Annotated in this window: 22 protein-coding genes; 16 read left to right on the top strand and 6 right to left on the bottom strand. The window is 58.6% G+C overall.

Going from position 1 to position 24,424, the window contains the following annotated elements; all coding sequences use genetic code 11:
- The first annotated feature begins 149 nt into the window (after positions 1-149).
- The 7 genes from rpsF (at position 150) to TU84_RS00700 (ending at position 7,981) form a co-directional block, all read left to right on the top strand.
- Positions 150-575 (top strand): 30S ribosomal protein S6, encoded by a 426-nt coding sequence (gene rpsF / locus TU84_RS00735; protein WP_003439045.1) that lies wholly within the window; start codon positions 150-152, stop codon positions 573-575.
- A 28-nt stretch (positions 576-603) separates the two neighbouring features.
- Positions 604-834, top strand: a complete 231-nt coding sequence (gene rpsR, locus TU84_RS00730) for a 30S ribosomal protein S18 (RefSeq protein ID WP_003171373.1) — start codon at positions 604-606, stop codon at positions 832-834.
- Between the two features lie 36 nt (positions 835-870).
- Complete coding sequence (locus TU84_RS00725) at positions 871-1,767, top strand: YybS family protein (RefSeq protein WP_048366585.1); 897 nt, start codon at positions 871-873, stop codon at positions 1,765-1,767.
- A gap of 19 nt (positions 1,768-1,786) precedes the next feature.
- Complete coding sequence (gene rplI, locus TU84_RS00720; RefSeq protein WP_048366584.1) at positions 1,787-2,233, top strand: 50S ribosomal protein L9; 447 nt, start codon at positions 1,787-1,789, stop codon at positions 2,231-2,233.
- Between the two features lie 122 nt (positions 2,234-2,355).
- Positions 2,356-3,750: a replicative DNA helicase gene (gene dnaB / locus TU84_RS00715; RefSeq protein WP_048366583.1), complete on the top strand. Its 1,395-nt coding sequence runs from the start codon at positions 2,356-2,358 to the stop codon at positions 3,748-3,750.
- Between the two features lie 121 nt (positions 3,751-3,871).
- Positions 3,872-5,533 carry an isopentenyl-diphosphate Delta-isomerase gene (gene idi / locus TU84_RS00705; RefSeq protein ID WP_241486366.1) on the top strand — a complete coding sequence of 554 codons (1,662 nt, stop codon included), beginning with the start codon at positions 3,872-3,874 and terminating at the stop codon, positions 5,531-5,533.
- A gap of 141 nt (positions 5,534-5,674) precedes the next feature.
- Complete coding sequence (locus tag TU84_RS00700) at positions 5,675-7,981, top strand: YgiQ family radical SAM protein (RefSeq protein WP_048366581.1); 2,307 nt, start codon at positions 5,675-5,677, stop codon at positions 7,979-7,981.
- A 139-nt stretch (positions 7,982-8,120) separates the two neighbouring features.
- Here TU84_RS00700 and TU84_RS00695 read toward each other — a convergent pair whose 3' ends face one another.
- Entirely contained in the window at positions 8,121-8,315 is a 195-nt protein-coding gene (locus TU84_RS00695; RefSeq protein ID WP_048366580.1) for a hypothetical protein, read from the bottom strand.
- Positions 8,316-8,623: 308 nt separating this feature from the next.
- Between TU84_RS00695 and azu the strand changes: the two genes are divergently transcribed.
- A complete protein-coding gene (azu, locus tag TU84_RS00690) occupies positions 8,624-9,070 on the top strand; it encodes an azurin (protein ID WP_048366579.1) in 447 nt (148 codons plus the stop codon).
- A 61-nt stretch (positions 9,071-9,131) separates the two neighbouring features.
- On the opposite strand, the gene TU84_RS00685 is transcribed toward azu, so the two are convergent.
- Positions 9,132-10,154, bottom strand: a complete 1,023-nt coding sequence (locus TU84_RS00685; RefSeq protein WP_048366578.1) for a DUF1338 domain-containing protein — start codon at positions 10,152-10,154, stop codon at positions 9,132-9,134.
- A 223-nt stretch (positions 10,155-10,377) separates the two neighbouring features.
- On the opposite strand from TU84_RS00685, the gene TU84_RS00680 reads away from it, so the two are divergent.
- Positions 10,378-11,577: an N-acetylmuramoyl-L-alanine amidase gene (locus tag TU84_RS00680; protein ID WP_048366577.1), complete on the top strand. Its 1,200-nt coding sequence runs from the start codon at positions 10,378-10,380 to the stop codon at positions 11,575-11,577.
- A gap of 13 nt (positions 11,578-11,590) precedes the next feature.
- Here the strand turns inward: TU84_RS00680 and TU84_RS00675 are convergent, their stop codons facing one another.
- From TU84_RS00675 to TU84_RS00660, 4 genes are all read right to left on the bottom strand, one after another.
- A complete protein-coding gene (locus tag TU84_RS00675; RefSeq protein WP_048366576.1) occupies positions 11,591-12,028 on the bottom strand; it encodes a DUF4440 domain-containing protein in 438 nt (145 codons plus the stop codon).
- A 141-nt stretch (positions 12,029-12,169) separates the two neighbouring features.
- The gene (gene nadE / locus TU84_RS00670; RefSeq protein WP_048366575.1) at positions 12,170-12,997 is read right to left on the bottom strand and encodes an ammonia-dependent NAD(+) synthetase; all 828 of its coding nucleotides are present in this window, start codon (positions 12,995-12,997) and stop codon (positions 12,170-12,172) included.
- Positions 12,998-13,000: 3 nt separating this feature from the next.
- Positions 13,001-14,215 carry a nicotinate phosphoribosyltransferase gene (gene pncB / locus TU84_RS00665; RefSeq protein ID WP_048366574.1) on the bottom strand — a complete coding sequence of 405 codons (1,215 nt, stop codon included), beginning with the start codon at positions 14,213-14,215 and terminating at the stop codon, positions 13,001-13,003.
- Between the two features lie 177 nt (positions 14,216-14,392).
- Positions 14,393-15,289, bottom strand: a complete 897-nt coding sequence (locus TU84_RS00660; RefSeq protein ID WP_048366573.1) for a LysR family transcriptional regulator — start codon at positions 15,287-15,289, stop codon at positions 14,393-14,395.
- A 152-nt stretch (positions 15,290-15,441) separates the two neighbouring features.
- On the opposite strand from TU84_RS00660, the gene amaB reads away from it, so the two are divergent.
- From amaB to TU84_RS00625, 7 genes are all read left to right on the top strand, one after another.
- Positions 15,442-16,932, top strand: coding sequence for an L-piperidine-6-carboxylate dehydrogenase (gene amaB, locus TU84_RS00655; protein ID WP_048366572.1), 1,491 nt, complete (start codon positions 15,442-15,444; stop codon positions 16,930-16,932).
- Positions 16,933-17,054: 122 nt separating this feature from the next.
- Positions 17,055-18,338 carry an L-pipecolate oxidase gene (gene amaA / locus TU84_RS00650; RefSeq protein WP_048366571.1) on the top strand — a complete coding sequence of 428 codons (1,284 nt, stop codon included), beginning with the start codon at positions 17,055-17,057 and terminating at the stop codon, positions 18,336-18,338.
- 362 nt (positions 18,339-18,700) lie between these two features.
- A complete protein-coding gene (locus TU84_RS00645; RefSeq protein WP_048366570.1) occupies positions 18,701-19,837 on the top strand; it encodes a branched-chain amino acid ABC transporter substrate-binding protein in 1,137 nt (378 codons plus the stop codon).
- A gap of 339 nt (positions 19,838-20,176) precedes the next feature.
- Positions 20,177-21,091, top strand: coding sequence for an ABC transporter permease subunit (locus TU84_RS00640; protein WP_048366569.1), 915 nt, complete (start codon positions 20,177-20,179; stop codon positions 21,089-21,091).
- A gap of 2 nt (positions 21,092-21,093) precedes the next feature.
- Positions 21,094-22,377, top strand: a complete 1,284-nt coding sequence (livM, locus tag TU84_RS00635) for a high-affinity branched-chain amino acid ABC transporter permease LivM (RefSeq protein WP_048366568.1) — start codon at positions 21,094-21,096, stop codon at positions 22,375-22,377.
- Positions 22,378-22,388: 11 nt separating this feature from the next.
- Positions 22,389-23,264, top strand: coding sequence for an ATP-binding cassette domain-containing protein (locus TU84_RS00630; RefSeq protein ID WP_048366953.1), 876 nt, complete (start codon positions 22,389-22,391; stop codon positions 23,262-23,264).
- Positions 23,261-23,977, top strand: coding sequence for an ABC transporter ATP-binding protein (locus tag TU84_RS00625; RefSeq protein ID WP_048366567.1), 717 nt, complete (start codon positions 23,261-23,263; stop codon positions 23,975-23,977). Before TU84_RS00630 ends, TU84_RS00625 begins: the two co-directional genes overlap by 4 nt.
- Positions 23,978-24,424: the final 447 nt, after the last annotated feature.

Here is a 24,424-nt window from a genome sequence, read left to right as displayed (position 1 = left end):
TGCGTCGCTCTTGTCCCTTCTCTACAATTGCGCCCCTTGCCATCATGGCGGGCGCATATGTGCCTCTCTAGGCAAGACACACAAGTGTCATTCACTCCTTGTCTGACCGCTTTAAGTTAGCGGCAGGCTACAACCCGTAAGGAGCATTCATGCGTCATTACGAAATCATCTTTTTGGTCCACCCGGATCAAAGCGAACAAGTCGGCGGCATGGTAGAGCGTTACACCAAGCTGATCGAAGAAGACGGCGGCAAAATCCACCGTCTGGAAGATTGGGGCCGTCGTCAACTGGCCTACGCAATCAACAATGTTCACAAGGCTCACTACGTGATGCTGAACGTTGAGTGCACTGGCAAAGCCCTGGCTGAGCTGGAAGACAACTTCCGTTACAACGATGCTGTGATCCGTAACCTGGTCATCCGTCGCGACGAAGCCGTAACTGGCCAGTCCGAGATGCTCAAGGCTGAAGAGAACCGCAGTGAGCGCCGTGAGCGTCGTGACCGTCCTGAGCATTCTGACAGCGCCGATGGCGATGACAGCGATAACAGCGACGCCAGCGATAACGCTGACGAGTAATCCACGGACCTTTTGAGGAGCCAATTACATGGCACGTTTCTTCCGTCGTCGTAAATTCTGCCGCTTCACCGCAGAAGAAGTGAAAGAGATCGATTACAAAGATCTCAACACTCTGAAAGCTTACGTATCCGAGACCGGCAAAATTGTTCCAAGCCGCATCACCGGTACTAAAGCTCGTTATCAGCGTCAGCTGGCCACCGCTATCAAGCGCGCCCGCTTCCTGGCCCTGCTGGCCTACACCGACAGCCACGGCCGCTGAGACCGGGCAGTCGACAGGTAGTAAAGGATTGAATGCATGCGTGCCCTAGCTGAGTTCATCATGCGAGGCCGTGTGCAGGCCACGTTAATCGTGGCCGGATGTGCGGCATTGCCGTTTTTGTTCTGGTTGAGTGCTGCTGCAGGTTGCCTTGTGCTCCTGCGGCGCGGTCCGAGAGATGCCTTGAGCATCCTCTCATGGGCTTTACTGCCGGCCTTGGCCTGGTGGTTTATGGGCGAACCCCGCACCTTGATGGTGCTGTTGGGAACCCTGGGATTGGCGATGCTCTTGCGCGCCGGTCAGCCCTGGTACCGCGTGCTGCTGGTCAGCGTAGCGTTGGGTGTGGTGTATGGCGTGGTTCTGGGCACGGTTTTCCGCGAACCCATTGGTGCGATGGCGCAGGAGTTGGAAAAACTTCTGCCGCAGATCCTCAGTGGTCTCTACGACAAGTTATCTGACGTAGAGCGAGCGCGCCTCGGAGCACTGATTGCACCCGTCCTCACCGGTTTGATTGCAGCTTTGATGCAGGTCGTCAGCGTGCTGAGCCTGATTCTTGGGCGTTACTGGCAAGCGCTGTTGTACAACCCGGGCGGTTTTGCCAGCGAATTTCGCAGCATCCGCCTACCGCTGGGACCAGCGCTATTGTTGCTGGCGTGCATGCTTGTAGGGCCGAACTTCGGTCCGCAAATGGCCATGCTAACGCCGTTGTGCAGCGTAGCGTTGTTCTTCGCCGGCCTGGCCCTGATACACGGGCTGGTAGCGAAAAAGCGACTGGCCAAGTTTTGGCTGGTGGGGTTGTACGTCACGCTGCTGCTGTTTATGCAGCTGATCTATCCGTTGCTCGTGGTCTTGGCCATTGTCGACAGCCTGATTGATTTTCGCGGACGTCTGGCGCCGAAAGACGCTGATAAAGGCTCTGCGGACGGTGAAGGTTAAAAGTTAAGAGGATTTTCACATGCAACTGATCCTTCTGGAAAAAGTCGCAAACCTGGGCAACCTGGGCGACAAAGTAAATGTTAAGGCCGGCTACGGTCGTAACTACCTGCTGCCGTACGGCAAAGCTACCGCTGCAACCGCTGCCAACCTGGCTGCGTTTGAAGAGCGTCGCGCTGAGCTGGAAAAAGCAGCAGCTGACAAGAAAGCTTCGGCCGAAACTCGTGCTGCTCAACTGGGCGAGCTGGAAGTGACTATCACTGCCACCGCCGGTGACGAAGGCAAGCTGTTCGGTTCGATCGGTACTCACGACATCGCTGATGCACTGACCGCCTCTGGCGTTGAAGTTGCAAAAAGCGAAGTTCGTCTGCCGAACGGCACTATCCGTAACGTTGGCGAATTCGACGTGGCTGTGCACCTGCACGCCGAAGTTGAAGCAACCGTACGCGTTGTTGTGGTAGCTGCTTAAGCAGTCTTAACTGACTGGCACCCTGTGTGCTGGACGGTTAACATCGGGCACGATCCTGTTTACAGGTCGTGCCCTTTGTCTTTCTGCTGATCCTGATTTTCACCCCAAACTGACACGTGGCCATGAACGATATTTCCGCTCCTGAGCAATACGACCTGCAAACCGCAGCCCTGAAGGTGCCGCCGCACTCCATCGAGGCCGAACAGGCTGTGCTCGGTGGTCTGATGCTGGACAACAACGCCTGGGAACGCGTGTTGGATCAGGTCTCGGACGGCGATTTTTATCGGCATGACCATCGCCTGATTTTCCGTGCCATCGCCAAACTGGCCGACCAGAACTCACCCATTGACGTCGTGACCCTTGCCGAGCAATTGGACAAAGAAGGTCAGACCTCGCAAGTCGGTGGTCTGGGCTACTTGGGCGAACTGGCGAAGAACACCCCGTCAGTGGCGAACATCAAGGCCTACGCCCAGATCGTTCGTCAGCGTGCGACGTTGCGCCAACTGATCGGCATCAGCACTGAAATTGCCGACAGCGCCTTCAACCCGGAAGGCCGCACCGCAGAAGAGATCCTCGACGAAGCTGAGCGGCAGATCTTTGCGATTGCCGAGGCCCGGCCTAAAACCGGCGGCCCGGTGAGCGTCAACGACCTGTTGACCAAAGCCATCGACCGTATCGACACCCTGTTTAATACCGACGAAGCCATTACCGGCTTGTCCACCGGCTACACCGACCTCGACAACATGACTAGCGGCTTGCAGCCAGCCGACTTGATCATCGTCGCGGGCCGTCCCTCGATGGGTAAAACCACCTTCGCCATGAACCTGGTTGAGAACGCCGTGTTGCGCAGCGACAAGGCGGTACTGGTTTACTCGCTTGAGATGCCAGGTGAATCGCTGATCATGCGTATGCTCTCGTCGCTTGGGCGTATCGATCAGAGCAAGGTGCGTGCGGGTCGCCTCGAAGATGACGACTGGCCACGCCTGACCTCGGCGGTCAACCTGCTCAACGATCGCAAGCTGTTCATCGATGACACGGCGGGTATCAGCCCATCCGAGATGCGTGCCCGTACCCGGCGCCTGGTGCGTGAGCACGGCGAGATTGGCATGATCATGATCGACTACCTGCAGTTGATGCAGATCCCGGGTTCGGGCGGCGATAACCGGACCAACGAGATTTCTGAAATTTCGCGGTCCCTGAAAGCGCTGGCCAAGGAATTCAACTGCCCGGTGATTGCCCTGTCGCAGCTCAACCGTTCCTTGGAACAACGGCCCAACAAACGCCCGATTAACTCCGACTTGCGTGAATCCGGAGCCATCGAGCAGGACGCCGACGTCATCATGTTCGTGTACCGGGACGAGGTGTACCACCCCGAAACCGAGCACAAGGGCGTTGCTGAAATCATCATCGGCAAGCAGCGTAACGGCCCGATCGGTACGGCGCGTTTGGCCTTTATCGGCAAATACACACGCTTCGAAAACCTCGCGCCGGGCAGTTACAACTTCGACGACGAGTAACCCGTCGTCCGTTTCTGATCGCTACCGCTCATCGGCACTGTCATGTTTGACAGTTCCGGCGGGTATTTGCCTGTGTCCCTAATGACTGCGCGATGGTGTGAGTCATTCAGGGGTGCCGGTAATGGATGAGCTTCTCATTTTGGTTGATGCCAATGATCAGCAAGTCGGTGTGGCGAATAAACTTCAGGCACACCGAGAGGGCTTGCTTCACCGCGCTTTCTCCCTCTTCGTGTTTGACTCCAATGGTCGGCTGTTGCTCCAGCGTCGGGCGCTGGAGAAGTACCACTCCGGAGGTTTGTGGACCAATACCTGTTGCGGGCATCCGCGCGATGGCGAGCGAACTGAAGACGCGGCTCATCGCCGACTTGGCGAAGAAATGGGCTTTGATTGCGCGTTGCAAGAAGTCACTGCCTTTACCTATGAAGCGCAGGTGCCGGGCGGGCTTACCGAGCATGAATTTGACCACGTCTATATAGGTCGCCATGACGGCGAGCCTGCGCCGAACCCTGCTGAAGCGTCTGACTGGATGTGGATTGCACCATGCCAACTATTGAGCTGGATGGATGCCGAGCCCGACCTGTTTACCGTCTGGTTCAAGACAATCCTCGTCAGCAGCGGCAACAAACTGAAGCAGTGGAGCCAGCAGATTCGAGGCGCGGAAAGTGACGTGCCGATGCAAGAGTTGGTTGCCTACCAGAAAGAACTGCTCTTTCGCGTGTCGCGTAATTTCGCACTGACCATTCCTCAGTTACCCCCTGAACTTAGCCAAGTGGTGACTCATGCCTATTTGCTCCTGCGTCTTGCGGACACGATCGAGGATGAGCCTGCACTCACACCAGTGCAAATCACGCATTTCGAGCAGGCATTGGTTGAGGTTGTAGCAGGGCGTCTGAATGCACAGTGTTTTAGTGACGAAGTGGCTGCTCTGCTGACAGAACAGACGGTTGAGGCTGAGCACGAACTATTAGCGCATTTGCCTTTGCTGATGCAGGTGCATAACCAACTGACAGCTGCTCAGCGCGAAGTGATTGTTAGCTGCTTGCAGGTCATTACCCGAGGCATGTCGGAGTTCCGGCAGGCGTTGGGCCTTCAGGGTATGCAAACCCGTCAAGACCTGGATCGTTACTGTTACTGCGTTTCTGGTGTTGTCGGGGAGATGATGACGGAATTGTTTATCGACTACGACCCGACGCTAGCCGTGTATCGCGATACGCTGCGGCGCTTGTCGGTCTCCTTCGGGGCGGGTTTGCAGCTCACCAATATTCTTAAAGACCAATGGGAGGATCGGCAGCGAGGTATTTGTTGGCTGCCGCGCGACCTTTTCGCTGAGCACTCAATCCATTTGTTGGGCTTGCAGCCAGATCAAACAGACGCCAACTATGAGCGAGCACTTTCAGCGTTGATTGGGACTGCTCATGCGCACTTGCAGCTCGCGCTCCAGTACGCCTTGCTCATACCGTCCAGGCAAGCCGGTATCCGCCGTTTTGTTTTGTGGACGGGAGGGATGGCATTCTTGACCCTGGAGAGGCTTTCGAGGGTGAAGGGTTTTTCTTCCGGCCATCAAGTTGATCTCGCGCGCTCGCAAGTTGCCCTGATGATGCGCCTGACCCGCGCCTCGCAGCGGTCCAATACCGGCTTACGCCTGTTGTTTAAAGTCGCCGCCCGTCGGTTGCCGCTCACCCCGCTGGATGCGCAGTGGCAAGAGGCTGCCTACGCCATTCATCAGTGGCCGCGCAGTTCTATTGATTTCCTCGCGGATCCTCCGTCAAATTCGGGTATTTGAGGCCAAGCTGTCTGGCGTTCGACTTGCCAAGAAAGCCCAGCGTTACAGTCGGAATTGGTCATTTTTTGTGCTATATTCCGCGCCCGCGAATTTCTCAGTAAATGTCGCGCCCTTTTTTTGCACTCAACACCGGTCATCGACATGCAAGCAGCGAAGCCAATTTTTGACTATCCGAAGTACTGGGCCGAATGTTTCGGGCCAGCGCCATTCCTGCCCATGAGCAGGGAGGAGATGGATCAGCTTGGCTGGGATTCATGCGACATCATCATCGTGACCGGTGATGCGTATGTCGATCACCCGTCGTTTGGCATGGCCATCATCGGCCGCTTGCTGGAGTCCCAGGGCTTTCGTGTGGGCATCATTGCCCAGCCGAACTGGCAGTCCAAAGACGATTTCATGAAGCTGGGCGAGCCGAACCTGTTTTTCGGTGTCGCGGCCGGCAACATGGACTCGATGATCAACCGCTACACCGCCGACAAAAAAGTCCGCTCCGATGACGCCTACACCCCCGGTGGCATGGCTGGCAAACGTCCGGACCGCGCGAGCCTGGTGTACAGCCAGCGTTGTAAAGAAGCCTACAAAAATGTCCCGATTGTGCTCGGTGGCATCGAGGCCTCCCTGCGCCGCATTGCCCATTACGACTACTGGCAAGACCGCGTACGCAACTCGATCCTGATCGACGCCTGCGCCGACATCCTGCTGTACGGCAACGCCGAGCGGGCCATTGTCGAAGTCGCCCAGCGCCTGTCCTATGGCCACAAGATCGAAGACATCACTGATGTGCGCGGTACTGCGTTCATTCGCCGTGACACGCCTAAAGACTGGTACGAAGTGGACTCCACGCGTATCGACCGTCCGGGCAAGATCGACAAGATCATCAACCCGTACGTGAACACCCAGGACACTCAGGCCTGCGCCATCGAGCAAGAAAAAGGCCCGGTTGAAGACCCGAACGAAGCCAAGGTCGTGCAGATCCTGGCCAGCCCGCGCATGACCCGTGACAAGACGGTGATTCGCTTGCCGTCTGTTGAAAAGGTCCGTGCTGACGCGGTGCTGTACGCTCACGCCAACCGCGTGCTTCACCTTGAAACCAACCCGGGCAACGCCCGTGCGCTGGTGCAGAAGCATGGCGAAGTGGACGTGTGGTTCAACCCGCCTCCGATTCCGATGACCACCGAAGAGATGGACTACGTGTTTGGCATGCCTTACGCGCGTATTCCGCACCCGGCCTACGGCAAGGAAAAAATCCCGGCCTACGACATGATCCGTTTCTCGGTGAACATCATGCGTGGCTGCTTTGGTGGCTGCACCTTCTGCTCGATTACCGAGCACGAAGGCCGGATCATCCAGAACCGCTCCGAAGAGTCGATCATTCGCGAAATCGAAGAGATCCGCGACAAGGTGCCGGGTTTCACCGGCGTCATTTCCGATCTCGGCGGCCCGACCGCGAACATGTACCGCATCGCCTGCAAGAGCCCGGAAATCGAATCCGCGTGCCGCAAGCCGTCGTGCGTGTTCCCGGGCATCTGCCCGAACCTGAACACCGACCACTCGTCGCTGATCCAGCTGTATCGCAGCGCCCGTGCACTGCCGGGTGTGAAGAAGATCCTGATTGCTTCCGGCCTGCGTTATGACCTCGCGGTCGAGTCGCCGGAATACGTTAAAGAGCTGGTAACCCACCACGTGGGCGGTTACCTGAAGATCGCCCCGGAACACACCGAGGAAGGTCCGCTCAACCAGATGATGAAGCCGGGCATTGGCACCTATGACCGCTTCAAGCGCATGTTCGAGAAGTACACCAAGGAAGCAGGCAAAGAGCAGTACCTGATCCCGTACTTCATTGCGGCGCACCCTGGCACCACCGACGAAGACATGATGAACCTGGCGCTGTGGCTCAAGGGCAACGGTTTCCGGGCGGACCAAGTGCAGGCATTCTATCCGTCGCCCATGGCCACGGCCACGGCGATGTACCACTCGGGCAAGAACCCGCTGCGCAAGGTCACTTACAAGAGTGACGGCGTGACCATCGTCAAGAGCGAAGAGCAGCGTCGTCTGCACAAGGCGTTCTTGCGTTATCACGACCCTAAAGGCTGGCCGATGCTGCGTGAGGCGCTGACCCGCATGGGCCGTGCTGACTTGATCGGCTCGGGCAAGGATCAACTGATCCCGCTGCATCAGCCAGCGACCGACAGCTACCAGAGCGCGCGCCGTAAAAACTCGACGCCCGCTGGCAGTCACAAGGTTGCCGGTGGCAAGACCACCAAGATCCTGACGCAACACACCGGCTTGCCGCCGCGTGCCAGCGATGGTGGCAACCCGTGGGACAAACGTGAAGAGGCCAAGGCTGCGGCGTTTGCCCGTAATAAACAAGTGGCCAAAGAGCGTCAGGAAGCCGCCAAGGGCGGTAAAGGCAAGAAGCCTGTGCGCAAGCCCGTAGTTCCGCGCTAAAGGCCTGTGTAGGAGCGAGCTTGTCTCGCGATCTTTTGAGCTTTAAAAGATCGCGAGGCAAGCTCGCTCCTACAGATAAGTGTACGGCCTACACCAACGCCAGCCTTCGGGCTGGCGTTGTGCATTCTGGGGTGTGGGGTTATGCGTGGGGGGCTGGGGTTTGTGTGGCGTCTGCGTCTTCTTGCGCGACGTCGTGTTCTGCATCAACGTCTTGATCGTTCTCTACAGGAGTGCCTTCTGCTGCGGCTTTTTTGCGCGCGAGCTTTTCCTCTTTCTTCTGCTCTTTAGCCAGGTCTCGTTGACGTTTGGCGAAGTTATAGTTGGGTTTGGCCATGAGCGATCCTCTTGGGGTCGAAGGTGAGGTTGAGCGGCGCGTATTCTGCCCTGTATTAGTGCCTTGCCGTTAGCTGGGTTTTTGCCATCAGGCTGTTTGCGCGCAAAACACGACTCTACACCCAGATGCCGATTAAACCCCGAAAAAGCCCAAAATGGCTTAAGGATGCTGGTCTTACGTTCGTTTGCCTGATAGAAGGTCATGACAAAAAACGTCAGGACGTGACGTGGGTCATTGGAACAACGCCCGTTTTCGTGCATCCTGTATACAAATAATGGATTTTTTGTACCCTACCTTGGAGAAAAACCATGTTTGCAAAAGTTGTTGCGGTATCTCTTTTGACCTTGGCCAGCGGCCAATTGTTAGCAGCTGAGTGCAAGGTCACCGTTGATTCGACCGACCAAATGTCGTTCAACACCAAAGCTATCGAGATCGACAAGTCCTGCAAAACCTTCACCGTAGAGCTGACACACTCCGGTAGCTTGCCAAAAGCAGTCATGGGCCATAACTGGGTACTGAGTAAAGAAGCCGATATGCAGCCTATCTCGACTGATGGCCTGAGCGCGGGTATCGACAAAGACTATCTGAAGGATGGCGACACGCGCATCATCGCGCACACCAAGGTGATTGGCGCTGGCGAAACCGACTCCGTGACCTTTGATGTCTCCAAGCTCAAAGCGGACGAGAAGTACGGGTTCTTCTGCTCGTTCCCGGGCCATATCTCGATGATGAAAGGCACCGTCACGCTGAAATAAGCGCAGGTGCCTCTAACAGCCCTGACGTGCGTTGCGCCGTCGGGGCTGTTTGCATTCAGGCTCAGGCTTTTGAGTCGGTCATCTTGAAAATGCCCTGGGCGTTGCTACTGTCGAAGTTCAGGTCGATGCGGCCGTTGTCCGGGTCGACCTTGCGCTGAATAAACTCGACAAACGAGCCCGGCACTTGATGCTCGCGGCACTGGCCTTGGGCGTCGATCAGCTCGCGGGTGACGGTGCAGGCGCGGTAGGCCGTCTGCATGACCCGCCCCGAAGCTGACACCTCAATGCTGTCTTTCATTGGCCGCTGCAACTCGCGCTGCCGGGCGACGCAGGCGTTCAGGTCCTGCACGCGGTCGGTCAAGTGGTTGAAGCTGTTGCCCTCGGTGGCGATCCAGGCCATTTCTGCGCTTTCGTTGAGCAAGCACTGGTAGTCCGTTGTGTGGACCACGCCGTGTTGGCGGCCAAAGGCGCGGTGCAAGGCGGGCAACAGCGTGCGGGCCTCGCTCAGGCTGCAATGGCGGGTCAGGCTCAGGCGGTTGAGCAGGCTCAAGTGTTCAGGCTGCAGCGGGTCGAGGCTTGAGCCGACAACGCGGCTGACGGCGTGCTGAAAGGCCTCGCTGAAGCGCCCGGGGTGCAGCTCCGAGACAAAAAACTGGGCAATGTCTTCAGGCAGGTCCATTTGGCGATAGCCCCAGCCGGTCATGTTCAGTTTGGTCAGCGGGTAGTTGCGCACATCGGTAAAGCCCAGCGGCTCCAGCAAACGTGCAAACGCCTGACGGCCGCGTGGCAACTGACCGTTAATGGGCCAGTCCACCGTGCGAATGGCGCCGTGATCAAACACCACCTTGCGCCCTTGCCGGGCTTGTTCTTCGACATACCGTCGGCCATCTGGCACGGCGTTGACCAAGGTGTGGAACAAACACAGGTTCAGCGCTTGCGCGAGCCATACGCGGTGCAGCGACTGTTCGCTCCAGTTAAAGCGCTGCAAGGCAGGGGGCACCTCGACATGCTCGCGCAACCAGTGAGCCGTTGGCTGATCGAGTGCCGATTCAACCAAAGAGAACAAACCATCGAAAGAAGACATGGGGCAGGGCTCTGACGACCAAATAGAGGTCTATCAAAGCCGCTGAGCCCCGTGCGGACAAGCGAAAAAAAATGCGGGGTTCATTCCGTTTTTTCTGGCTGTGGTGCAGACAGCTCTACGCAGCCTTTTGATGATAAAACCTGCCCGTCAAAATCTTCATCTAGCCGTTATAACGTAACGAGTAAGATGACGCGACCGGAGTATTCTTGTGCGTGGAAGGTGTATGGACAGACGTAGCGTGGTGAAATTTCTCTTGGCCGGGTTGGCATTGCCGACGCCACTTATAGCGTATGCCTCACAAGCAGTGCGGCGTGTGAGTGTCAGTCGAGTGCAAGGTTCGACCACGCTGCTGTTTGACCTCAGCGGGCCGGTCATCGCCAACAGCTTTACCCTTGAGTCGCCGCCCCGCGTGGTGATTGACCTCAAACGCGCGGTGTTGGCAGCACCCTTGGAAGGGCTGGTGCTGGACGGCACGCCTGTCACCGCCATCCGCAGCGGCAAAACCCCGGCGGGTGATCTGCGCATCGTACTGGACCTGGCAGATGCCGGTGTGCGCGCTGCGCTCAGGCCCCTGTCGGCCAATGGCCACCGCCTGGAGCTACAACTGGTGGGCCAGCCGGCGAAAGCGGTTGCCTCATCGGTCGTCACGCCAACTGCGCCCGAACGCCCGGTAGCCAAGCGCAACCGAGACCTACTGGTGGTCATTGATGCTGGCCACGGTGGCAAAGACCCCGGCGCGGTGGGCTCCAAGGGCGAACAAGAAAAAATCGTTGCGCTGCAAATCGCCAAGCTGCTGGCCAAGCGTATCGACGCGCAAAAAGGCTACAAGGCCAAGCTGGTGCGTACCGATGACATCTTTATTCCGCTGCGCAAACGCGCCGAAGTGGCGCAAAAGCTCGATGCCGATCTGTTTATTTCTGTGCATGCCGATGCAGCGCCGAGGTTAACGGCGTCAGGCGCGTCGGTCTTTGCGCTCTCGCAAAACGGGGCGACGTCTTCGATGGCGCGCTGGATGGCGGATCGTGAAAACGACGCCGATTCGGTGGGCGGCGGCTTAAACGTCAAGCTGCACAAGGACGACCCGATGGTGGCGGGCGTGCTGCTGGACATGTCGATGAACGCGACCATCTCCACCAGCCTGGACCTGGGGCATCAGGTGCTGTCGCAACTGGGCGGCGTTGCGCGGCTGCATCAGTCCAGGGTTGAGCAGGCCGGGTTTGCCGTGCTCAAGTCGGCGGCGGTGCCGTCGATTCTGGTGGAGACCGGGTTCATTTCCAACGTCAACGATTGCCAGCGGCTGCATGACACCCGCCACCAACGCAAAATTGCCGAGGCGATCTTTGCCGGGGTAGACCAGTACTTCCGTCAGCGCCCGCCCGCTGACAGCCTGATCGCGGCCAAGGTCAGAAACGAGTCTGCCTGAGCCCGCAAACGGGTCACGCTTCGATAGAGGAGTGATGGCCCGTAATCAGCCACACGTCATTGATGCGTTCGAAGGTGAACAGGAACCGCGCCGGTACCAGGCGCTGTTCGTTGTTTGCCCGGTAGGCAAAGGTGTAAAGGCCGCCCACGACCACGGTGCCGAGTTTGCGGCTGACGCGCTTTTTGAACACCTGGATGTCACACACCAGCCCCTCATTGGCCAAAAAGTTCTCGAAATAGTTACGGCGGCTGTCGTCGCAATCACGCACCTGATTGGACAAGGTCGGCACCAGGATGGCGTCGGGGGCATACAGCGCGAGGATTTGTTCGACGTCACGGGTGGCAATGGTTGCAGCCCAGCGAAAGAGGGCGGCTTTGGCACCTACGAGGCATGCCAGTTCGGTATCGGCAAACGGTTCGTTGGCTGGCGGTGAGGAAGGGGCTTGGCTCATCAAGGCTGACCTATGGGGGTTCTAAAGTGCGGAAACGCCCCCATGCTACAGCATTGTTGTTACTTTATAACGTGCAAGTTACAAGTTGTTTCTGAGACGCGCAGGTGGCGATGAATGCATCGCCGCCTGCGCAGCCAGGCCTCACGGCGCGAACGGCATCTCGCGCTTGTGGTGGGTCTTCTCATAGGTGCTGCAGATGATATTGAACGCCTCTTCGCGCACCGGCTCGCCGTGCAGGAACGCGTCAATCTCGGCATAGGTCACGCCATGGGAGACTTCGTCGGGTTTGCCCGGCGCGAGGTCTTCCAGGTCAGCGGTAGGGACTTTCTCGACCAGAAACTCTGGTGCACCCAAGTGACGGGCAATGGCCCGGACCTGGTGCTTTACCAGCCCGCTGAGCGGGGCAAGGTCGCACGAGCCATCGCCAAACTTGGTGAAAAAGCCCATCACGGCTTCGGCGGCGTGGTCGGTGCCGATCACCAGCCCGCCCGTGGCGCCAGCGATGGTGTATTGCGCCACCATGCGCATCCGCGCCTTGGTGTTGCCCAGCACAAAGTCCACGGTTTCTGGCTTTTTGCCTTCAAACGCGCTGACCTCAGCGGCCAGGGCTTTGACTGCCGGGCCGATGTTCACGGTCTGGCGCTCATCGGGGTTGATAAAGTCGACGGCCGCGGTGGCATCGGCTTCGTCTTGCTGCACGCCGTAGGGCAGGCGCACGGCAATAAAGCGGTATGCCTGATCGCCGGTCTGTTCGCGCAGCTGCTGCACGGCCTTCTGAGCCAGCAAGCCTGCGGTCAACGAGTCGACGCCGCCGCTGATGCCCAGCACCAGGGTCTTGAGCCTGGCGTTGTGCAGGCAGCACTGAATAAAGGTGATGCGCCGTGCAATCTCGGACTCAAGCGCGGCAGTGTCTTTAAACGGCGGTTGGACATTGAGATCTTCAGCAATCTGACGCTGTACGGCCTGCATGATTCACTCCTTGGAGGATTGTTCAGGAACATTGAAAACGTGGCGCAAATAGGCGGCGAAGTTTGGATCAGAGCAATGGGTCTTGCCCGGCTCATCCGAAATCTTGGCGACGGGTGAGCCATTACAGGCGGTCATTTTAAGCACGATGCTCATCGGCTCAACACCCGGAATGTCGCAGGTCAGGTTAGTCCCGATGCCGAAGCTGACGTTGATACGGCCACGCAACGCCCGGAAAATCTCCAGTGCGCGGGGTAACGTCAGGCTGTCGGAAAACACCAGGGTCTTGCTCATCGGGTCGATGCCCAGGTGATGGTAATGCGCAATGCATTTTTCGGCCCACACCACCGGGTCACCCGAGTCGTGGCGCAAACCGTCGAACAGTTTGGCGAAGTACAGATCAAAGTCGGCCAAAAAGGCGTCGGTGGTGATGCAGTCGGTCAGGGCGATGCCCAGCAGGCCCCGGTACTCACGCACCCAGCAATCGAGCGCGGCGCTTTGGCTGTCGATCAGGCGCGGGCCCAGTTGTTGGTGCGCCATGATCCATTCGTGGGCCATGGTGCCCAGCGGCTTCATGTCCAGCTCGCGGGACAGGTTGACGTTGCTGGTGCCGACAAAGCGCCCGGGGAAGTCATGCTTGAGCACCGTGACGACTTCTTCCTGCACCCGGTAAGAAAACCGGCGACGCGTGCCGAAATCGGCGACTTGCAACTCAGCCAGTTCGTCGGCATTGGCGTTGGCTTGCAGCCAGTCAAACTTGCGATACAACTGCTCGCGGGCCTCTCGCAGCAGCGTGCCGGCATAGCGTGAGCGGTTGCGCACTTCACTGACAATCGCCAGCAGCGGCACTTCAAACAGAATCACATGCAGCCACGGGCCGCGCAGGCGGATAAACAGCTCGCCATTTTCGATGCCGGTGTGCCCGTAGCGCAGGTTGAAGCGGAACAGGCCCAGAAAGCGGATGAAGTCGGGCTTCATAAACGTGATGCGTTCCAGAAAGCCGAGCTGGTCCGGGGTCATGCTCAGCTCAGCGAGGCGTTCGATCTGGTGGCGAATCTCGCTCAAGTACGGGCGCAGGTCCTCGCTGTTACGGCAGCGGAACTCCCATTCGACTTCAACGTTGGGGTAGTTGTGCAGCACCGCCTGCATCATGGTCAGTTTGTAGAAATCGGTGTCGAGCAAGTTCTGCACGATGCGGTCGGCAAACACACTCTCGCTCATAGCGGCAATCTCCATGCTGCCCGTGCCTGATAGCCACGGCGTTCAGCTTTTTCAATGAATGGCGATAGTGGCGCATATTCGCAGACCGTATTGCCAGCGGTTTTTTCTCTCATCTGTAGGAGCGAGCTTGTCTCGCGATCTTTTGATCGTTTAAAAGATCGCGAGGCAAGCTCGCTCCTACAGGTCATCCAGATGTTCCATCATCCAGTTCACAAACGCCTTGACCTTCGGCACGCCCGCCGAGTGTTCGGGATAGGCCAGGTAATACGCATCGCGGCTCGGCATCGGGTGCTGCCAGGCAATGACCAGCTTGCCTTCGCTCAGTTCTTCTTCCACCAGAAACCTCGGCAGCAAGGCCACGCCGCAGCCCACCTGCGCCGCGCGGATGCACATATAAAACGTGTCGAACCGTGGCCCGTGATAGCTGTGATCGGTGTGATAACCCTGGCTTTCAAACCATTCGTGCCAGGCCTGCGGGCGTGAGGCGTTTTGCAGCAGCACCAGGTCGGTGAGTTGCGTGGGGTCGTCGAAGGGATGGTCGGGCAAGCTCGACGGCGCACACACTGCGACCAGTTCTTCACCGAACAACCTCACCGACTCGGTGCCGGGCCGCGACCCCTGGCCAAAGTAGAACGCCAGATCACTGCGCCCTTGCAGCAAGTCATCGGCGGGCTGTTCGTTGCACACGTCCAGATGAATATGTGGGTGCCGCAGTCGCCAGCCCTTGAGGCGCGGCATCAGCCAGCGGGCGCCAAAGGTCGACGGCGTCGACACGCGCAACACCTCGGTTTCGCCGCCATACGAGCGCAGGGTGTGGGTCGACATCTCGACTTGGGTCAGGATTTTTCGGACTTCTACCAGGTACAAGTCGCCAGCGGGCGTCAGTTGCAGGCGGCGCCGCACGCGGCGGAACAACAAGTGCTGAAGCAGTTCTTCCAGCTGTGCAACCTGCTTGCTGACCGCACTTTGGGTCAGGTTCAGCTCTTCGGCGGCGCGGGTAAAGCTCAGGTGCCGGGTCACCGCCTCAAAACACTGCAACGCCGTGATCGATGGCAGATAACGCTTGTTCAGCATAAAGACCCTCCAGTGCTGGTTGTTCGCCGACTTTACCCGTGCAGCATGAATTTTCGGAATGATATCTCGCTTAAAGGTCGTTTGTTACCGCCGGATGAGCCAGCTACAACTAAAGGCCTAAGAACCTGATTATTGAATCTAAGGAGTGCCCCATGGTTGCTGCATTACTGGATCGTCTTGGCGTGAACCCGGCGCTGTATCAACGCGGCAAGCAGCCGGTTTACACGCCGATTGATGGCAGCCAGATTGGCACCGTGCAGTGGGAAGGGGCGGCCGAGGTTGAACAGCACGTGACCCGCGCTGAACATGCATTTGAGGCCTGGCGCAAAGTCCCGGCGCCGCGCCGGGGTGAACTGGTGCGCCAGTTCGGTGACCTGTTGCGTGAATACAAGGCGGACCTGGGCGAACTGGTGTCGTGGGAAGCGGGCAAAATCACTCAGGAAGGCCTGGGCGAAGTGCAGGAGATGATCGACATCTGCGACTTCGCCGTCGGCCTGTCGCGTCAGCTCTACGGCCTGACCATCGCCTCGGAACGTCCCGGCCACCACATGCGCGAAACTTGGCACCCGCTGGGCGTGGTCGGGGTGATCAGTGCCTTTAACTTCCCGGTTGCCGTGTGGGCGTGGAACACCACGCTGGCGCTGGTGTGCGGCAACGCGGTGATCTGGAAGCCGTCCGAGAAAACCCCGCTGACCGCGCTGGCCTGCCAGGCGCTATTCGATCGCGTGCTCAGCAACTTCAGCGATGCGCCCCAGTACCTGAGCCAAGTGGTGATCGGTGGTCGCGACGCCGGTGAGGCTCTGGTCGATGACCCGCGTGTCGCGCTGATCAGCGCCACCGGCAGCACCCGCATGGGCCGCGAAGTGGCGCCTAAAATCGCCGCGCGTTTTGCCCGCAGCATTCTCGAACTGGGCGGCAACAACGCGATGATCCTCGGCCCCAGCGCCGATCTGGACATGGCCGTGCGCGCCATCCTGTTCAGCGCCGTCGGCACCGCCGGGCAGCGTTGCACCAGCCTGCGCCGGTTGATCGCACACGAATCGGTCAAAGCAGACATCGTCACCCGGCTCAAAGCGGCGTATTCCAAAGTGCGCATCGGCCACCCGCTGGAAGGCAACCTGGTCGGCCCGCTGATCGACCAACACAGCTTTGAAAACATGCAAAACGCCCTGGAACAAGCCCTGAGCGAAGGCGGGCGGGTGTTTGGCGGCGAGCGCCAACTGGCCAGCCAATACCCGGATGCGTACTACGTGGCCCCGGCCATTGTGGAAATGCCAGAACAAAGCGAAGTGGTGTGCAGCGAAACCTTTGCACCGATCCTGTACGTGATCGGTTACAGCGACTTTGCCGAGGCCTTGCGCCTGAACAACGCCGTGCCGCAAGGCTTGTCATCGTGCGTGTTCACCACCGACGTGCGTGAGGCCGAGCAATTCATGTCAGCCACCGGCAGTGATTGCGGCATCGCCAACGTCAACATTGGCCCGAGCGGTGCAGAGATCGGCGGTGCCTTTGGTGGCGAAAAAGAAACCGGCGGCGGTCGTGAATCTGGCTCCGACGCCTGGCGCGGCTACATGCGCCGCCAGACCAACACCGTGAACTACTCGCTGGAGCTGCCGTTGGCGCAGGGTATTACGTTTGACTAACTGACGAGCACACCGTAGGAGCTGCCGCAGGCTGCGATCTTTCAAGATCAAAAGATCGCAGCCTGCGGCAACTCCTACGAATGAGGTCAGATCATCACCCGGTTTCATTGCTGGAGCCCCCCATGCCACTACAAGAACAATGCTTATGGGAAACCCTGACGCCTCAACGTCCGCAAGCGCCCGCGTTCAAGGGCGAATTGAGCGTTGATGTGTGCGTCATTGGCGCCGGGATCACCGGTTTGTCCGCCGCCATCCATTTGCTCGAACAAGGTAAAAGCGTGTGCGTGCTTGAGGCCCACCGTACCGGGCACGGTGGGTCCGGGCGCAACGTCGGGCTGGTCAACGCGGGGATGTGGATCCCGCCGGACGACATCGAGGCCGGTTTCGGTGAGGCCGTCGGCAGCCAGCTCAATCGCATGCTCGGCGCCGCACCGTCGCTGGTGTTCAGCCTTGTCGACAGGTACCGCATCGACTGCCAGTTACGTCGCGAAGGCACGTTGCACATGGCTCACAACGCCCGCGGCGAAGCAGACTTGCGCAGCCGCGAGCAACAATGGAAGCGCCGCGGCGCGCCGGTCGAGCTGCTCACCGGCTCTGCCTGTGCAGCCGCCACCGGCACCCAAAAAATTGCCGCCGCCTTGCTCGACCGCCGCGCCGGTACGCTCAATCCCATGGCCTACACCTCGGGGCTGGCGAAAGCCGCCAGTGATCTGGGCGGTCGCTTGTTTGATCATTCGCCCGTTACCGGGCTGGAGCGCCAGGGCGCGCGCTGGTCGGTGCAAACGGCACGCGGAGCGGTCAGCGCTGAACAGGTGGTGCTAGCCTCCAACGCCTACACCGAAGGCGAATGGACTGACCTGCGGCGTAACTTTTTCCCCGGTTATTACTACCAGGTGGCTTCTAAACCCCTGACCGATGACAGCGCCAAAAGCATCTTGCCCGGCGGCCAAGGGTCGTGGGACACGCGCCAGGTGCTCAGCAGCATTCGCCGCGACGCCGAGGGCCGTTTATTGCTCGGCAGCCTGGGCAACGGCAATCAAAAACCCGCCTGGTTCTTGAAGGCCTGGGCTGACCGCGTGCAACAGCATTACTTCCCGTCGTTGAAAGGCGTGGAGTGGGAGTGCACCTGGACCGGCTGCATCGCCTTCACCCCTGATCACTTGATGCGTTTATTCGAGCCCGCGCCCGGTTTAGTGGCGGTCACAGGCTATAACGGTCGCGGCGTGACCACCGGCACTGTGGTGGGCAAAGCGTTCGCAGACTACCTGTGTCACGGCGATGCCAACGCGCTGCCAATTCCTTTTTCGGCCATGCAATCAGTGCCGCATGCGGGCTTGCGCAGCTGTTTGTATGAGGCGGGATTCTCGCTTTATCACGCTGGCCAATGCCTGAGAATTGTTATCTAAGCGTGATATTTAATCGCCAGCACGACGTTTGCGCGAACAGCGACTAGCCTCAGGTGGTGCGCCATGTAGCAGTGATGCACCGCGAGTGTGCAGATCGGTGACGCGATGGGTTACAAGGAGAATGCCAAGGCTGGCGCAACCCGGTTGCAACGTGTGTTGAGCCTGGTGGCGCTTTAAACACATAAACGGTTTTACCTTCCTCGGTTTAGACGGTTGCACGCCCAATGAAAAAGGGCCCGAAACAGTCGACATAACAATAAAACAACGGCTTTTCCCAGAATAAAAAACCAATGGCACGCGCCTTGCTCAGCGCTTTATGTGAAGTCGCAGTGCCAACTAAAAAAACTCAGGAGCACCACCTCATGTCGCAGACGTTCTACAAGAAAGGTTTTCTGGCTCTCGCGGTAGCGGCCGCGTTGGGCGTTTCTTCGTTTGTTCAGGCCGATGTGAAAATCGGTGTAGCGGGGCCGATGACCGGCGCCAACGCGGCATTTGGCGAGCAATACATGACCGGGGCGAAGGCGGCGGCTGAGGTTATAAACGCCAAGGGCGGGATCAACGGCGAGAAAATCGTCCTGGTGGCCGGTGACGATGCTTGCGAGCCCAAACAGGCAGTGGCGGTGGCCAACCGGTTGGTCGATCAGGACAAGGTCGCCGGGGTGATCGGCCATTTCTGCTCCTCCAACACCATTCCGGCGTCTGAGGTGTATGCCGACGCGGGCGTGATCATGATCACGCCGGGCTCCACCAACCCGCAGGTGACTGAGCGTGGCCTGGACGCGGTGTTCCGCATGTGCGGGCGTGATGACCAGCAAGGCATTGTGGCCGGGGACTACATTGTCGATGTGCTCAAGGGCAAGAAGGTCGCGGTCATCAACGACAAGGACACCTACGGTAAAGGCCTGGCTGACGCCACTAGCGCGCAGTTGACCAAGCGCGGCGTCAAGCCGGTGCTTGAAGAGGGCCTGACCCGTGGCGAGAAAGACTTCAGCGCCCTGGTCACCAAAATCCGCGCGTCCGGCGCCGACGTCGTTTATTTCGGCGGTCTGCACCCGGAAGCCGGCCCGCTGGTGCGTCAACTGCGTGAAGCGGGCCTCAAGGACGTGAAGTTCATGTCTGACGATGGCGTGGTCACCGACGAACTGGTCTCCACCGCAGGCGGCAAACAGTACGTTGACGGCGTGTACATGACCTTCGGCGCCGACCCGCGCCTGCTGCCGGACAGCAAGGCCGTGGTCGAAGAGTTCCGTAAAGCCGGCAAAGAGCCAGAAGGCTACACCCTGTACGCCTACGCTTCCCTCCAGGCCCTGGCGGATGCCTTCAATGGCGCCAAATCCAACAAAGGTGAAGACGCCGCCAAGTGGCTCAAGGCCAACCCTGTTGCCACCGTCATGGGCAAGAAAGAGTGGGACGCCAAAGGCGACCTCAAAGTCTCTGACTACGTGGTTTACCAGTGGGACAAAGACGGCAAGTACCACCAACTGGAACAGCAGAAGTGAGATGAGCTGCTCGCTTGAACGGCGCTTTGCGTCCGTTCAGGCGGGAATGAGTCTGCACAACCTGCCTTTTTTCCAGGAGCTGCGTAAACCGCACCACCCAGGTTAATACCTGTCAGTTAAGCGAACGCTGTTTTAAATGCAGCAAAAAACCTGTGGGAGCCTGGCTTGCCAGCGATACAGGCGATGCGGTCTTTGTGTTGAACCGCGTCGATACCATCGCGGGCAAGCCCGCTCCCACAGGTGATACGCGTTAACGGGCCGGCATCAACCATCCAGGCCGCTTTTGGCGGTGTGGCGGGCGCGAGTTTGCGCAATCGCTCAACTGCGTGAGATTGCGTTATGGACGGTATTTTCCTGCAGCAACTGCTGAACGGCCTGACCCTCGGGTCTGTCTACGGCCTGATCGCCATCGGCTACACAATGGTCTACGGCATCATCGGCATGATCAACTTCGCCCACGGCGAGGTGTACATGATTTCCGCTTACCTCGCGGCAATCAGTCTGGCTCTGCTGGCGTACTTCGGTATCGAATCCTTCCCATTACTGATGTTGGGCACCCTGATCTTCACCGTGGTGGTCACCGGCGTGTATGGCTGGGTGATCGAACGCGTGGCCTACAAACCGCTGCGCAACTCGACCCGGCTGGCGCCGCTGATCAGCGCCATCGGCATTTCGCTGATCCTGCAAAACTACGTGCAAATCGCCCAAGGCTCGCGCCAACAGGGCGTACCGACGCTGCTGAGCGGCGCCTGGCGCGTCGATATCGGCACCGGCTTTGTGCAACTCACCTACACCAAAGTCTTCATCCTGATCGCCGCGTTTGTCGGCATGGGCTTGCTGACCTACATCATCAAGTACACCAAGCTGGGCCGCATGTGCCGGGCCACGCAACAAGACCGCAAAATGGCCTCGATTCTGGGGATCAACACCGACCGGGTCATTTCCTACGTGTTCGTCATCGGCGCCGCCATGGCCGCGCTGGCCGGTGTACTGATCACCATGAACTACGGCACGTTCGACTTTTATGCCGGCTTCATCATTGGCATCAAAGCGTTTACCGCTGCGGTACTCGGCGGGATCGGATCACTGCCCGGCGCCATGCTCGGCGGGATCATCCTGGGGGTATCCGAGTCACTTTTTGCCGGGTTGATTAACTCGGACTACAAGGACGTGTTCAGCTTCTCACTGCTGGTGGTGATTCTGATTTTCCGTCCCCAAGGCCTGCTGGGTCGTCCTCTCGTGGCGAAGGTGTAAGTATGTCTGCAGCCATTAATAAACCGATTGATATCAAAAAGAGCGTCGTCGATTCGATCCTCGCGGGGTTGATCTCACTGATTGTGTTCGGGCCGATCGTTGGGGTCGTGCTCGACGGCTACAGCTTTAACCTGCAACCGGCGCGCGTTGGCTGGCTGGTGGCAATTGTGATGGTCGGGCGCTTTGCCCTGAGCCTGTTCCTGCAAACCTCCCGTGGCCTGAAGATTCTTCACGGGTTTGAATCCACTGGTTCAGGCGTGCACGTGTTGCCGCCAGACTACAAATCGCGGCTGCGCTGGATCATCCCGCTGCTCATCGTGATTGCCATCGTGTTCCCGTTCTTCGCCAATAAATACATTTTGACCGTGGTAATTCTGGGGCTGATCTACGTGTTGCTGGGCCTTGGGCTGAACATCGTGGTGGGCCTGGCGGGGTTGCTCGACCTCGGTTACGTGGCGTTCTACGCCATTGGTGCCTACGGCCTGGCGCTGGGGTATCAGTACTTGGGGCTGGGTTTTTGGTCGGTTCTGCCGCTGGCGGCGATTGCGGCGGCGCTGGCGGGGTGCATTCTCGGGTTTCCGGTGCTGCGCATGCACGGCGACTACCTGGCCATCGTGACCCTGGGCTTCGGTGAAATCATTCGCCTGGTGCTCAACAACTGGCTGTCGTTTACCGGCGGGCCCAACGGCATGCCGGTGCCATCGCCGACCTTTATGGGCCTTGAGTTTGGCCGGGTGGCCAAAGAGGGCGGGATACCGTTTCACCAGTTCTTCGGGCTGGACTACAACCCCAACGTCAAATTCCTGTTTATCTACATCGTGCTGTTTTTGGTGGTGCTGCTGGTGCTCTACATCAAGCACCGCCTGACCCGCATGCCGATTGGCCGGGCGTGGGAAGCACTGCGCGAAGACGAAATCGCCTGCCGCGCCATGGGCCTGAACCACGTGCTGGTCAAGCTCTCTGCGTTCACCCTGGGGGCATCGACCGCAGGCCTGGCCGGGGTGTTTTTCGCCAGTTACCAAGGCTTCGTCAACCCGTCCTCGTTTACCTTCTTTGAGTCGGCGCTGATTCTCGCGATTGTGGTGCTCGGCGGCATGGGCTCGACGGTGGGCGTGGTGATTGCCGCGTTCGTCCTGACCGTGGCCCCGGAGCTGTTGCGCAGCTTTGCCGAATACCGCGTGTTGCTGTTCGGCGTGTTGATGGTGCTGATGATGATCTGGCGCCCGCGTGGCCTGATCCGTATCAGCCGTGTCGGGGTAACACCGCGTAAAGGAGTGGCGCCATGAGCAAGCCTTTGATGGACAAAGACGTGGTGCTCTCGGTCGACAAACTGATGATGCATTTTGGTGGTATCAAAGCCTTGAGTGACGTCAGCCTCAAGGTCAAACGTAACTCGATCTTTGCCTTGATCGGCCCGAACGGCGCGGGCAAAACCACGGTGTTTAACTGCCTGACCGGGTTTTACAAAGCCACCGGCGGCAAGATCGAAATCACCGCCCGTGGCGCCCATACCAACGTGATCAAACTGTTGGGCGAGCCGTTCAAGCTCAGCGACTTTGTTTCACCGAAAACCTTTTCCAGCCGCCTGTTCTACAAAATGTTCGGCGGCACCCATTTGGTTAACCGCGCAGGGCTGGCCCGTACCTTCCAGAACATTCGCCTGTTCAAGGAAATGTCCGTGCTGGAAAACCTGCTGGTGGCGCAGCACATGTGGGTCAACCGCAACCTGCTGGCGGGCATCCTCAACACCAAGGGGTATCGTAAATCCGAAAGCGATGCCCTCGACCATGCGTTTTACTGGCTGGAAGTGGTTGATCTGGTCGACTGCGCCAACCGGCTGGCCGGTGAATTGTCGTACGGTCAGCAGCGGCGCCTGGAAATCGCCCGGGCCATGTGCACGCGGCCGCAGATCATTTGCCTCGACGAGCCTGCTGCCGGGCTCAACCCCCAGGAAACCGAAGCCTTGAGTGCGATGATTCGCCTGCTGCGCGATGAACACGACCTGACGGTGGTCCTGATTGAGCACGACATGGGCATGGTCATGAGTATTTCTGATCACATCGTGGTGCTCGACCACGGCAACGTGATCGCCGAGGGCGGGCCGGAAGCGATCCGCAACGACCCCAAAGTGATTGCAGCCTATCTGGGTGCTGACGAAGAGGAGCTGATATGACGAGCACGATCCTCGAACTCAAGGAGCTGGATGTGCATTACGGGCCGATTCAGGCCCTGAAAAAAGTCTCGCTGCACATCGAAGAGGGCGAAACCGTGAGCCTGATCGGCTCCAACGGCGCGGGCAAGTCGACGCTGCTGATGTCGATCTTTGGTCAGCCCCGCGCCAGCGGCGGGCAGATTCTGTACCGGGGCGTGGACATAACCCAGAAGTCCTCGCACTACATCGCCTCCAACGGCATTGCCCAATCGCCAGAAGGGCGGCGCGTGTTTCCGGACATGACCGTGGAAGAAAACCTGCTGATGGGCACCATCCCCATTGGTGACAAGCACGCCAGCGAAGACATGCAGCGCATGTTCGAGCTGTTTCCGCGGCTCAAGGAGCGGCGCACCCAGCGGGCCATGACCATGTCGGGCGGCGAGCAGCAAATGCTCGCCATCGCCCGGGCGTTGATGAGCCGGCCCAAGTTGCTGTTGCTGGATGAACCGAGCCTGGGGCTGGCGCCGATTGTGGTGAAACAGATCTTTGCCACCCTGCGAGAACTGGCCAAGACCGGCATGACCATCTTTCTGGTGGAGCAAAACGCCAACCACGCCTTGCGTTTATCCGACCGCGCCTACGTGATGGTCAACGGCGAAATTCGCCTGACCGGCACCGGCAAGGACCTGCTGAGCAACGAAGAAGTGCGCAACGCTTATCTGGGCGGGCATTAAGCAACCCTACCTCACTGTAGGAGCGAGCTTGCCTCGCGATCTTTTGATCTTTTAAAAGATCGCGAGGCAAGCTCGCTCCTACAGGGTTGCTGCAAATTGTGGAAAACAATATTGCAACCCTACTAAAGCGCGACATATAGACGCGATAAATCCCTGTTTTGTCATCATTTTGACTTGTCCCCGTTTGCTGTGGAGGCGGCTGTGGGTAACGTGGGAGTAGTTGGCTGAAGACCACGTTATACAAGGCTTTCAGCGCTGTGGTTGTTTTTTGATCAGCGGTTTTTGCTGGATGTGCTGCGTTATTTGTCAACAGGTTTATTGGCATATGCGGTGTTTTAAAATGCTGTCACCAACCTGTGGATAAGTCTGTGATTAAACTCTGGAAAGAACGCGGCAGACGGCGTAATGACTGGCTTGTGGCTATCGTTGTGCTGTAACGGTTCTGCA

Origin of the sequence: Pseudomonas helleri (genome assembly GCF_001043025.1) — a bacterium.
GTDB lineage: Bacteria > Pseudomonadota > Gammaproteobacteria > Pseudomonadales > Pseudomonadaceae > Aquipseudomonas > Aquipseudomonas helleri.
The sequence above is the reverse complement of the archived record's forward strand: the minus strand, read 5'-3'. Positions and strand labels throughout refer to the sequence as shown.

Excerpts from the sequence above, each read along its gene's own strand:
- rpsF (WP_003439045.1), top strand. The coding sequence starts at position 150 with ATGCGTCATTACGAAATCATCTTTTTGGTCCACCCGGATCAAAGCGAA.
- rpsR (WP_003171373.1), top strand. The coding sequence starts at position 604 with ATGGCACGTTTCTTCCGTCGTCGTAAATTCTGCCGCTTCACCGCAGAA.
- TU84_RS00725 (WP_048366585.1), top strand. The coding sequence starts at position 871 with ATGCGTGCCCTAGCTGAGTTCATCATGCGAGGCCGTGTGCAGGCCACG.
- rplI (WP_048366584.1), top strand. The coding sequence starts at position 1,787 with ATGCAACTGATCCTTCTGGAAAAAGTCGCAAACCTGGGCAACCTGGGC.
- dnaB (WP_048366583.1), top strand. The coding sequence starts at position 2,356 with ATGAACGATATTTCCGCTCCTGAGCAATACGACCTGCAAACCGCAGCC.
- idi (WP_241486366.1), top strand. The coding sequence starts at position 3,872 with ATGGATGAGCTTCTCATTTTGGTTGATGCCAATGATCAGCAAGTCGGT.
- TU84_RS00700 (WP_048366581.1), top strand. The coding sequence starts at position 5,675 with ATGCAAGCAGCGAAGCCAATTTTTGACTATCCGAAGTACTGGGCCGAA.
- TU84_RS00695 (WP_048366580.1), bottom strand. The coding sequence starts at position 8,315 with ATGGCCAAACCCAACTATAACTTCGCCAAACGTCAACGAGACCTGGCT.
- azu (WP_048366579.1), top strand. The coding sequence starts at position 8,624 with ATGTTTGCAAAAGTTGTTGCGGTATCTCTTTTGACCTTGGCCAGCGGC.
- TU84_RS00685 (WP_048366578.1), bottom strand. The coding sequence starts at position 10,154 with ATGTCTTCTTTCGATGGTTTGTTCTCTTTGGTTGAATCGGCACTCGAT.
- TU84_RS00680 (WP_048366577.1), top strand. The coding sequence starts at position 10,378 with ATGGACAGACGTAGCGTGGTGAAATTTCTCTTGGCCGGGTTGGCATTG.
- TU84_RS00675 (WP_048366576.1), bottom strand. The coding sequence starts at position 12,028 with ATGAGCCAAGCCCCTTCCTCACCGCCAGCCAACGAACCGTTTGCCGAT.
- nadE (WP_048366575.1), bottom strand. The coding sequence starts at position 12,997 with ATGCAGGCCGTACAGCGTCAGATTGCTGAAGATCTCAATGTCCAACCG.
- pncB (WP_048366574.1), bottom strand. The coding sequence starts at position 14,215 with ATGAGCGAGAGTGTGTTTGCCGACCGCATCGTGCAGAACTTGCTCGAC.
- TU84_RS00660 (WP_048366573.1), bottom strand. The coding sequence starts at position 15,289 with ATGCTGAACAAGCGTTATCTGCCATCGATCACGGCGTTGCAGTGTTTT.
- amaB (WP_048366572.1), top strand. The coding sequence starts at position 15,442 with ATGGTTGCTGCATTACTGGATCGTCTTGGCGTGAACCCGGCGCTGTAT.
- amaA (WP_048366571.1), top strand. The coding sequence starts at position 17,055 with ATGCCACTACAAGAACAATGCTTATGGGAAACCCTGACGCCTCAACGT.
- TU84_RS00645 (WP_048366570.1), top strand. The coding sequence starts at position 18,701 with ATGTCGCAGACGTTCTACAAGAAAGGTTTTCTGGCTCTCGCGGTAGCG.
- TU84_RS00640 (WP_048366569.1), top strand. The coding sequence starts at position 20,177 with ATGGACGGTATTTTCCTGCAGCAACTGCTGAACGGCCTGACCCTCGGG.
- livM (WP_048366568.1), top strand. The coding sequence starts at position 21,094 with ATGTCTGCAGCCATTAATAAACCGATTGATATCAAAAAGAGCGTCGTC.
- TU84_RS00630 (WP_048366953.1), top strand. The coding sequence starts at position 22,389 with ATGGACAAAGACGTGGTGCTCTCGGTCGACAAACTGATGATGCATTTT.
- TU84_RS00625 (WP_048366567.1), top strand. The coding sequence starts at position 23,261 with ATGACGAGCACGATCCTCGAACTCAAGGAGCTGGATGTGCATTACGGG.